General features: G+C 50.0%; 1 protein-coding gene. It reads left to right on the forward strand.

What is annotated here, in order from left to right; genetic code table 11:
• Positions 1–232: 232 nt before the first annotated feature.
• Positions 233–1,408: a cytochrome-c peroxidase gene (locus O3682_RS11670; RefSeq protein WP_371510181.1), complete on the forward strand. Its 1,176-nt coding sequence runs from the start codon at positions 233–235 to the stop codon at positions 1,406–1,408.
• Positions 1,409–1,555 lie beyond the last annotated feature (147 nt).

Here is a 1,555-nt window from a genome sequence, read left to right on the forward strand (position 1 = left end):
GGCCGTCTGAAACGGATTTTCAGACGGCCTTAAAAACAGTAACTAATTGTAAATAAATAATAAAAAAGTTCCATAGTATAAAATTCTCTATCAGTTATATTTTCAAAATTTATCAAATTTAAAAGGTTGATTTACAACAAAAATTAAAACCGCCTTATCTTTTATAGTTGGCATATTGCTGGTGCAATCAGCAATCCATGACATAACAAACGCATAACAAAGGAACCCTCCTATACCACGTTTAAAACTCCACCAAATCGCTTTGGCTTTGGCCGTTTCTGCCGCGCTGACCGCCTGCGGCGAGAAAACGGCTCAAACAACCGAAACCCCTCAAGCAGCTTCTGCCGCGAGCGGTGCCGATGCTGCCGCAAGCACCGCCGCTGTTTCGGCCCCTCAAAATTCTGCCGATGTTTCTGCCGAAGACAAAGCCCTGTTGGAACGCGCGCAAGCTACGTTCAAACCTTTGCCTGACTTAGCCGAAATGCAAAAAGTTCGTCCGTTTACCGAAGAACAGGTCAAACTCGGCCAACAACTTTGGTACGAAAACCGCCTGTCCAAAGGCAACACCGTCAGCTGTAACTCTTGCCACAACTTGGCAACTGCCGGCGTAGACAACATGCCGACCAGCGCGGGTCACAAAAGCCAATTCGGCGGCCGTAACTCCCCAACTGCCCTGAATGCCGCCTTGTTGGGCAGCCAATTCTGGGACGGCCGTGCAGCCGATGTGGAAGAACAAGCCGGCGGCCCATTGCTCAACCCGGTTGAAATGGCCAACGCTACCGAAGCCGATGCCGCCGCCAAAATCGCCGGTATCCCTGAATACCAAGAAAAATTCAAAGCCGCATTCCCTGAAGACGGCGCGGTTTCCTTCAAAAACATCACCACCGCATTGGGCGCGTTTGAACGTACCCTGCTGACCCCGACCCGTTGGGACGACTACCTGAAAGGCAACGTATCTGCCCTGAGCGAACAAGAACGCAAAGGCGTACGCGCATTTATGGACAACGGCTGTATCGCTTGTCACAACGGCGTCAACTTGGGCGGTACCATGTTCCAAAAATTCGGCTTGGTGGACGGTCCTTACTGGAAACACATCGACGATCCTAAACACGACAAAGGCCGTGCGGACGTAACCAAAAAAGCCGAAGACGAATTCTTCTTCCGCGTTCCCGGCTTGAGAAACGTCGAACGTACCTACCCATACTTCCACAACGGCAGCGTTTGGGAACTGGATAAAGCCGTCAACATCATGGCGAAAGCGCAATTGGGTAAAACCTTGGCTCCAGAAGACACTGAAAACATCGTTGCCTTCTTGAAAGCCCTCTCCGGCAATGTTCCAGAGTCTGCCCGAACCATGCCTGAGCTGCCCGTCTCCCACGATGTCAAATCCCAACCTGACAACAAATAAGGTTTAGCACAAAACAAAGGCCGTCTGAAAATCCGTTTCAGACGGCCTGAGACCTTTGCAAAAAAGTCCTCCCCCAACAGCCGAAACCTAAACACAGGTTTTCGGCTGTTTTTATTTCAAATATCCACTGATTCTACTCAAATTCCC

The organism is Neisseria sp. 27098_8_112 (genome assembly GCF_041433235.1).
GTDB lineage: Bacteria > Pseudomonadota > Gammaproteobacteria > Burkholderiales > Neisseriaceae > Neisseria.